This window comes from Spirosoma areae (assembly GCF_054781775.1).
In genome coordinates this window covers 43,118-51,172 of the sequence record NZ_BAAGTT010000018.1, presented here as the reverse complement: position 1 = coordinate 51,172, position 8,055 = coordinate 43,118, and the positions used below count along the sequence as shown (strand labels likewise).

8 protein-coding genes are annotated in these 8,055 nt (G+C 47.0%); 2 read left to right on the top strand and 6 right to left on the bottom strand.

The features are described 5' to 3' along the window. Positions 1-299: 299 nt before the first annotated feature. Positions 300-434 (bottom strand): helix-turn-helix domain-containing protein, encoded by a 135-nt coding sequence (locus ACYVI1_RS08665; RefSeq protein WP_460908901.1) that lies wholly within the window; start codon positions 432-434, stop codon positions 300-302. Positions 435-844: 410 nt separating this feature from the next. Continuing rightward, positions 845-1,156 (bottom strand): helix-turn-helix transcriptional regulator, encoded by a 312-nt coding sequence (locus ACYVI1_RS08660; protein ID WP_460908899.1) that lies wholly within the window; start codon positions 1,154-1,156, stop codon positions 845-847. A 63-nt stretch (positions 1,157-1,219) separates the two neighbouring features. Here ACYVI1_RS08660 and ACYVI1_RS08655 point away from each other — a divergent pair, with 63 nt between their 5' ends. Then, positions 1,220-1,516: a hypothetical protein gene (locus tag ACYVI1_RS08655; protein ID WP_460908895.1), complete on the top strand. Its 297-nt coding sequence runs from the start codon at positions 1,220-1,222 to the stop codon at positions 1,514-1,516. 83 nt (positions 1,517-1,599) lie between these two features. On the opposite strand, the gene ACYVI1_RS08650 is transcribed toward ACYVI1_RS08655, so the two are convergent. From ACYVI1_RS08650 to ACYVI1_RS08640, 3 genes are all read right to left on the bottom strand, one after another. Then, positions 1,600-1,917 (bottom strand): hypothetical protein, encoded by a 318-nt coding sequence (locus ACYVI1_RS08650; RefSeq protein WP_460908893.1) that lies wholly within the window; start codon positions 1,915-1,917, stop codon positions 1,600-1,602. A gap of 214 nt (positions 1,918-2,131) precedes the next feature. Further along, positions 2,132-2,317: a hypothetical protein gene (locus ACYVI1_RS08645; protein ID WP_460908891.1), complete on the bottom strand. Its 186-nt coding sequence runs from the start codon at positions 2,315-2,317 to the stop codon at positions 2,132-2,134. A gap of 221 nt (positions 2,318-2,538) precedes the next feature. Continuing rightward, entirely contained in the window at positions 2,539-2,763 is a 225-nt protein-coding gene (locus ACYVI1_RS08640; RefSeq protein ID WP_460908889.1) for a helix-turn-helix domain-containing protein, read from the bottom strand. A 1,230-nt stretch (positions 2,764-3,993) separates the two neighbouring features. Here ACYVI1_RS08640 and ACYVI1_RS08635 point away from each other — a divergent pair. Continuing rightward, positions 3,994-5,073, top strand: coding sequence for a DUF4421 family protein (locus ACYVI1_RS08635; protein WP_460908887.1), 1,080 nt, complete (start codon positions 3,994-3,996; stop codon positions 5,071-5,073). A 374-nt stretch (positions 5,074-5,447) separates the two neighbouring features. Here ACYVI1_RS08635 and ACYVI1_RS08630 read toward each other — a convergent pair whose 3' ends face one another. Then, the gene (locus ACYVI1_RS08630; RefSeq protein ID WP_460908885.1) at positions 5,448-7,619 is read right to left on the bottom strand and encodes an ATP-binding protein; all 2,172 of its coding nucleotides are present in this window, start codon (positions 7,617-7,619) and stop codon (positions 5,448-5,450) included. Positions 7,620-8,055: the final 436 nt, after the last annotated feature.

Sequence of the window (8,055 nt, the reverse complement as noted above, 5' to 3'; positions counted from 1 at the left end):
TGGTCGATAAAGCCTGTCGAATCCTACTAACAAATTATTTTTCATTTATTTGAGTGACCTACGGCTATGGCTTCCGTCAAAAGCACACGCTGGGTATTCACACCGATTCTATCGCCCGATCACTAAACTGATCGGGCTTTTCTGTGTTTATGCCAGTCTGATGGGTATTCCTAAGATGAAGAAGCTAATGTAGTATGGATTGATACATCCACACTCGGAGTAGCCGATTCGTCAAGCGCAACGGTAAGCTTGACTTTTAGCGCATTGGCTATTTTTTGCAGTGTATCGACGGTGAAGTTTTAGTCGCCTGTTTCGTAGCGGCCAACTGTCGTTCGGCCAATGCCTAATTTAGTCCCTAATTGCTCTTGACTTAGCCCCTTTTGGATTCGGCGTTCTCGAATTAGCTGGCCTATCTGTTCTCTAATGGCTGACATTTACGTAATTACTTTGGCGTACGTACCACTCTTACGACTGTGAAAATATAGAGCGTCACGCCCAATGATGACCGGTTAATCAATCTCTTTGCAGCAGACTGAGCCAGTAGCCTTCTGAAAAGTCCACACACTGAGCGTTTCACAGCGGATCGCCACTAATGGTATATACCTCTGTGGCTGAACGGTTCGGCCAAAAGAACGGTAGCCAGATCACTGAAACTGCTATTTACGAGCAGGTTATTGAGGAGAACACGACCCTGAGCCGGGCCGCCTGTAGCATTGCGGCAGGCGATACAGGTGAATGCGGAGTCTGTTCATCATAGAAAGAAAAGGCCTCACAATATCATCTGAAATAACGCCACCACCTTGACAAGTGGTGGCTTCTTATTTTGAACCCTGTGATTGACCGATTATCGTTTCTGCTGGTTTACTTGTCCACTTGCCAGCCACGCATCAATATCGCCCTTCCGATACCAGACGCTGTTCTTTCCTTTTTTGTAATAATCAAGACCCAGCTTTCGATAGTAAAGAAGCGTATCCTCGTTAATGCCACTCAGGTAGGTACACGCCTGCTGAATACTAAACTGCGTATTCTGGTCGGCCATCTGGCTGGCTTCGGCTAACTGCTGGCGCATCTCGATTAGCGTTTGCCTGCATTCAGCCAATGTACTGATTAAATCTTCGGCCAAGTCCTGGTCAATAACAAATGCCTTGTGTCCCATTGCTTCGTGTTGGTTTTACAGTTTTTAACGGGTAATTACGGACTAACTTAATCAACCAAAGCCATGACCTTAGTTGTTGATGAGAAATTGGGCGAGCGCCTACGAGTAGTACTGGATAAGTGCGAGGCTCACTTCGCAAAATCCGCCGAGCGTGAAATACAGATGCAGGCTGAACTCGAACGGCGACGGTTGTTGACCGAAAAAGAGGCAATGGCCTATTTAGGCCGGGATGCTAATCCGCTATTGTATTACCGCAGGCACGGACTTAACTACTACAAGAAGGGCGGTGATGCCTGGTATGCAAAAGGCGATATTGACGACTGGCTGGCGTCAGGCAAAGTGAATAGACGCGCTGGCTAAACTATTCAGGAATTTCCAGATAAAGACAACAGCCCGGACGACTGCCGAGGCTGTTACTACTATCACCCATTTATTCAACTAAACTATTCAGCAGGCGGAGGTGGCAGCTTATGCTTTGCCTTGTGGAGAATAGCGGCTGATTCAGAAAGACGAGTATACATCACATCAAGCGCTGCTATTTCGATTTCGTCAATGAGTTCCAGGATGAGGTTCTGCTGAGGGCCACTGGGCCAGTCGGCAACGCTCTGCCTGTAGGCAAACAGGGCCGACAGAAACACGTCTACCTGGGACGCACCCAAATTCACCTCATCCCGCCCCTGAACGGCCAGATAGATCGGAATACTGATGTAGGAAGGGTTGAAGGGTATGCCCTCCGCCAAGGGCTGTTGCGGATTATCCATTGGTCACCCCTCCTTTCTGAGCAGCCTTAAGCCGACCCTCTATGCGTTCCATCGGCTGTATCTGTTCCCATCGCGCATGCACCTCCACCAGAAATGTGCTTATCCGCAGTGTATTGTAGGTAATGGTAGCACTGTACTCCCTGGTCACCTTACGTTCGCGCTTGCGAAGCCAGAGATAAAACAGTTCGTTGATAACGGTGATATTGTCAGCCGCCTAAGTCGCCGACACAAAGTCGGACAGTAGTGCATCCAATTCCTGCCGATGGGTAGGCAGGCCGAGATGAGTCCTCCGCGTATCGGCAGAGGAAATCTGCTGGGTGGGGGCGGGGTTAGTTTTGGCCGATTGCTCAGAATCGGTTGCATGGGAAGCCCCTTCCCCGTAGTTTTGCTCGGTGTTCATTTGATTAAAGAAAGTTAGGTGAACTACTCGCCCGCGCTATCGCCTCGGAAACTGTAGCGACGGGCTTTTTTATTGATTATCAACTGGGTACATACGGTCCAGCGGGCAACCTCCTCAGTACTATAGCGCCTTTTCTGTTCCTGATTGACAATACAAATATAGGTGAAATATTGATTATAATTAACATTAATTGACACTAAACATTAATTATAACTAATTATTTATTTTCCGGTAGGCTTTTTAAGACTGAATGACACTTGTAGATCATACCCCAAAGCATCAGCTATTTTGTTTATTGTAGCGAGGGTCATATTTGTTCGTCCTGTTTCAAAGTGGGTATAGGTAGCGGTTTTAACACCTATTATTTCTGCTATGGCAGCTTGAGTTAAGCCCTTCAGCTTTCTCAACTGTTTAATATAGTCTCCTATCTCTTTGGGCGTATTCATTTTTGATCTTTTTTACAACAATACAAACGTACACTAAATATTAGCTATAATCAATATAGGTATTGGCATGTTAGTAAGCGGTACGCTGTCAGACCCAGAACATGCCCATTCTATGATTGGCTTAAAACATTCTTGTACCACTACTGCTGGCGAGTAAAGCCCCATGTTCGTAGTAACATCACCAACTCAATACAACCTATGGAAAGCAAGAATGCAACACCCGCAGAGACGCCCAAGCTGAAAGTACCACCCAAACCCAAACGACCGAAACGGCCAAGAATTAAAAAAGGGTCGCAAGCGGCATCAACAACATACTAATTAGTAGGCAATTATTTCATGTGTAAGAAATGCTTAAAGATGAAAAATAATTAAGCTATTTTTCATCTTTACCTATCCATAGAGGAGTACAAGACTAATGTAGCTACGCGAATAGTTCCAGCCAGCATCACTATTATAGTTCATCTGCTATTTCGGTCACGTAGTCGAATAAAATCGGATAAATGAAAGATTTTGCATACTTTGCTGCTTAAAGCTATCCGTATGGTTAAGGTTCTACTCGCTCTCACAATTGCCATAAATTCAGCTTATGGGCAGAATTGCAAGGACATCGAAAAGAAAGTGGATAGACTCAATGGCCGTATTTCCTTTATGGCACTGGCTACAGGTCAGCTTGGGCGAATAGGCGATGCAGGAACAATTAGTATTATAGGTATTGGGAAAATAATTGAAAGGCAGATACCGCTTACGTTCTTTCCCTCAGTATTGATGTGTATAGTATACCCGATTCGGCCTTAAGAAAGGGCGTAATCCTGCTTTTTAGCGATGGAACTCGAATCGAAAGGCCGGAACAGGCAGTAGCCCTTACCTCTTCGGGAGGACGAACCTATTTAAATGCAGAGTTATTGTTTGATGAGGCTGATTTTGGGAGGCTAACTAAAAAGACACTCACGGACGTGAAGATTGCCACAAAAGACAAAACCGTTCACCCAAAACTGGCAAGATCGGTGAATAATTTCGCGTATTGCCTCTTGAAATCCTGGTAGTAATGCCCATTAATCGTCCTGGTCTAAATTGTCATAGCGGACTCAGCTAAGCGCTACTCACCATGAGGGTGCGATTTCAAATCCGACCCTAAACAGTAAGGGGCGAGGGGTTTCTTACCGACTTTGTTACTTCTTATTTACCAACTGCCTGACTATGACCATGATGAGGAGATTTCCTGTTTTGGGAATGGATAATGCGCAATCGGGCAGACGGTTACTGTTTGTCCTGCTCATCGGATGCCCTTTCGTGAGTTACGGGCAGGGGCTTCGGCTGCTGGGCATTCCGCTCGATACCCTGCTGAAAACCGCCACACCACGCGTTGATCGGGCCTTCATCACAACGTATCACCGGCAATTACATCTGTATGCTGTCAGCGACCGGCAGGATTACTCGTTGCGGGTGGTTGGCAGGCCCCAGTCACTAATCTACAAACCAAATCTGGCCTGGACAGTTGGGCTGGGCCTCGACTACAAATGGGTCGGAACGGAACTAACGATAAAACTGCCTTTCTTCGGCTATAATATCGACCGGCGGGGCAAAACAAAGCCCTTTGGCGTGATCATCAATCTAAATAATCGTAGGCTTTGGTTTTCGGCCCAATACCAGTTTTACCGGGGCTTTTATCTGAGCAACCCCGACATCCTGCAAGCGAACTGGTTCGACCATACCTCGGCCTATCCGTACCGGAATGATTTACGAAGCCAGACCGTGACGAGTCGTGTGCTGTATCAATTCAATCCTCGGCGACTCTCAATTCCCGCTACCTTACTTCAACGGGAGGAGCAGCGAAAAAATGCCCGTTCGTGGGGCATCGGCGGGTCTTTCACCTATCAGTTTATTCGGGCCGATTCGTCGCTGGTGCCCTCAGCCCTGGAAGCCGATTTTCGGCCGGAGGCCCGCCTGCTGAATCTGCATTCGCTGTCAGTGGGTGTCGATGCAAGCTATACGCAGACGATTATTTTGGGCAAGCATTATTTTGCCAGTTTTAGTGTACGACCGGGTCTGACGATTTTGCATCAGCGAAGCAGCACCGTACTGAATGAATCGGAACGTCACGTTCAGGTGGGATGGGAAGGAATTGCATCGGTGACGGTTGGCTATAGCTCGAATGTCTTTTATGGCGGGTTGTATGGGTCAACCACACTGGCAAACCGGACGTTCTCCCAAGGGTTGATCAATACCAACGCCGACTATATCCGATTCGTTTTCGGCAAGCGGATTCGCTTCAAACCCAAAGGGATTTTGAAGCAAGTTCCTGGCCTGTAGGCATGTATACTGGATTCGAGCGGTCAAGCCTGACGCTACGAAGGACGATATTATTTTTCGACGGTTTAACTGAATTTATTAGGGCGTGTTGACAATCAAGCTAATAAAATCAGGGCCGAGTCCAAATAAATGAAGCCAGCAAAGCTGGTTACAGGGCCATAGAGGTATAGGTTTATAGAACTATAGCCATTTTTTTGCCAACCCAGAAACGGAGCAAATTTAAAGTTAGCAAGATGTGTTTTTATGGCCATAAAAACCTTTATAAGCCTATATCCCTATAGCCTCCGAAGTTGGCTAAGGTTTAGAAATTGTACGTTAAGGCAAACTTGTTTTTATCCTCTTTCCAACCTATGAACGAGGAGCAAGTTACTGCCTCAAGGCCCGGTTGCGTCAGGCAACTGAATAACAAACTCAGTACCTTCTCCTTCCTGACTCTTCACCAACAGCGAACCACCATGACCTTTGGTGACAATATCGTAGCTGAGCGACAAGCCTAAGCCCGTGCCCTCGCCGGTTGGTTTTGTCGTGAAAAAGGGCTGGAAAATCTTGGCTTTCACCAACTCAGGCATACCTACCCCGTTGTCTTTGACCCGAATTGTCACCTGACCATCGACTTGGGCAGTCCTGACCATGACAGTAGGCTGGTAATCCGAAGAAGCCGTCTTCTGTTTTTGCTGTGCCGCATAAAAGGCGTTGTTGTACAGGTTCAGCAACACTCGCCCAATCTCCTGAGGTATGAGATCAACCTTCCCCAGGGTCGAGTCAAAATCCGTCACTAACTCGCAGGTGAACGGGTTGTCTTTGCCCCGAAAGCCCTGATACGCCAGTCGTAAGTATTCATCGGCCAGGGCGTTGAGGTCAGTAAGTTGGCGTTCGCCCGTAGTGGTTCGGGAGTGTTCCAACATGCCTTTAACAATGCTACTGGCCCGCCCCCCATGTAGGGTGATTTTTTGCAGATTTTGTTTTAAATCGCCTAACAGTTCCGTTTCCAGTTGAGTATCCCGGGTGGGCTTTTTCTGTTCATCCTCCAATTCGCTAACCAACTCCGTGGAGACCTCTGAGAAGTTATTAACGAAGTTCAAGGGGTTCTGAATCTCGTGGGCAATGCCCGCCGTCAATTCGCCCAAACTGGCCATTTTCTCGCGCTGAATGAGTTGGGTCTGGGTGGCTTTGAGTTCGGTTAAGGAATGATTTAATTCAGCAGTACGTATGATTACCTGTTTTTCGAGAACTTCGTTCTGGGTGACGAGAATTTGCTGTTTTTCGGTGGAGAGCTGCTGGACTTCCGAAAGCTTTTCTGTCAAGGCGCGGCTGGTATAAGAAGATTCAAGGGCGAGGTAAACAGAAATAGCGACTGGAATGCCTAAAGCACTAATATTGTATGCCAGATGGACATAAAGCCTGCTAGGACCACCCGGTAAATACCCGAAGACGAATACATAAAAAAGTGCAAAAAAAATAAGATAACTGACCGCTCCCCAGAAAACGATGTTTGCTCCCCGTTGCCTTTTTTTTATTGCGAGAAAAACTATTCGTGTACATTCCAGAGGAATGAGGACTATGAGAACGGTTGATCCATAATTGAAGCCATTACGATAATCAGTAAATAATACGATAAGGCTAAATAATGCATATGCCATTATAGACCAATAAATAATACCCCTATGGTGATTAAAAATAGTGTAAACGGCTGTTAGGAACGGGATATAGCCTACTAGTGATGCTAAAACTGTCCCATAGAGAAAGAGCATTTTAGTAGCGGCAAAATCAATCTGAATGTAGACAAGGCCAATCAGGATAGAAGCAAGGGCATTCAGAAAGGCGTACAAAAAAAAATAGAGATTTGATTTTTGCGAAGGAGTAAACCAAAATAAAGCTAGATGGAGTATTGAAAGGCTTAAAAATAAGCCGAACCGCAAAAAGTCAAAATAGTGCGTGATTGTGCTTTGCGTAGTAGGCCCTATGGATTTTGTTTCTAGTAGCCGTAGCGCCACAGTGGTATTTGGTCGATTCGCGAAAAGCAGGTAAGGAAGGTTCTTCTGCACTGCAAATCGAACGGCCAGTACCTGCTCCCCCGATTTCTGGATTGGTATGCCGATGTATGTGCCATTAGCAGGGGTGGCAGCTCTAACCTGGCGAGAATCGTCACTTATTTCGCCAAATCGACCAATCAGTTGACCATTCAGGAAGATTTCCGACGCTCCGGTTTGCTGAACCAGCATAGCAATTGACTTCTGGGTAAGTGAGCTATCTATCGTAAATCGGAGTCGGAACCAGCCTATGTCTGTCTGCCACAGTTGAGGAATATCCATGATATCCCGCGTCGGGTCAATATTTTCCCAATTCTTGTCATCAAATTCCGGCCTGGTCCAATCGGGGTTATCTCCGGCCTGCCACTTCCAGCCTTTGTCGAACAACACACCTTGTGGCGGCAAGCTGTCAATCCGAAAAACGGATGCGGTATCGGCGGGTGGTTTATTCTGAGCCAGGACTGGCCAAGTAGTCAGCAACGAGAGCAGGGCGATTAAAACGAGTCGAGGCATCATCAGCGTCAGGAGAAACCAGAAGCGAATGTACTAAACTAAAGCATAGTTGGGTAGTTCGCGGTTGAATCAGAAGCTGTCAACCCAGCAGGGGGCAATTATGGAGTATGTATAACCACTAACCCAGGGTCGGATTTCAAATCGTACCCTTAACCCTTCACAGCCCTCACTCCTCCGCCTACCTGACCCGTTCCCTTCGTCTCCTCTCCCCACCTCATCCAGACCCGCCCACTGCACTTTCCAAAACCCAAAAGCAAACACAGTCCTCACAAAAAGACCCCTACCACCCTATTTACACAGGCCACCCCAACCAGGGGGGATAGCAAAAAACACCCCGCAGCCAGGTAGGGGCCCAGGCGATAGCCCCAGCTATGTACCGATGCGGTTTTTCATAAATCAGTTTTCTCCCGGCTGGATTCGCGCCTACCGGGGTAGTTTA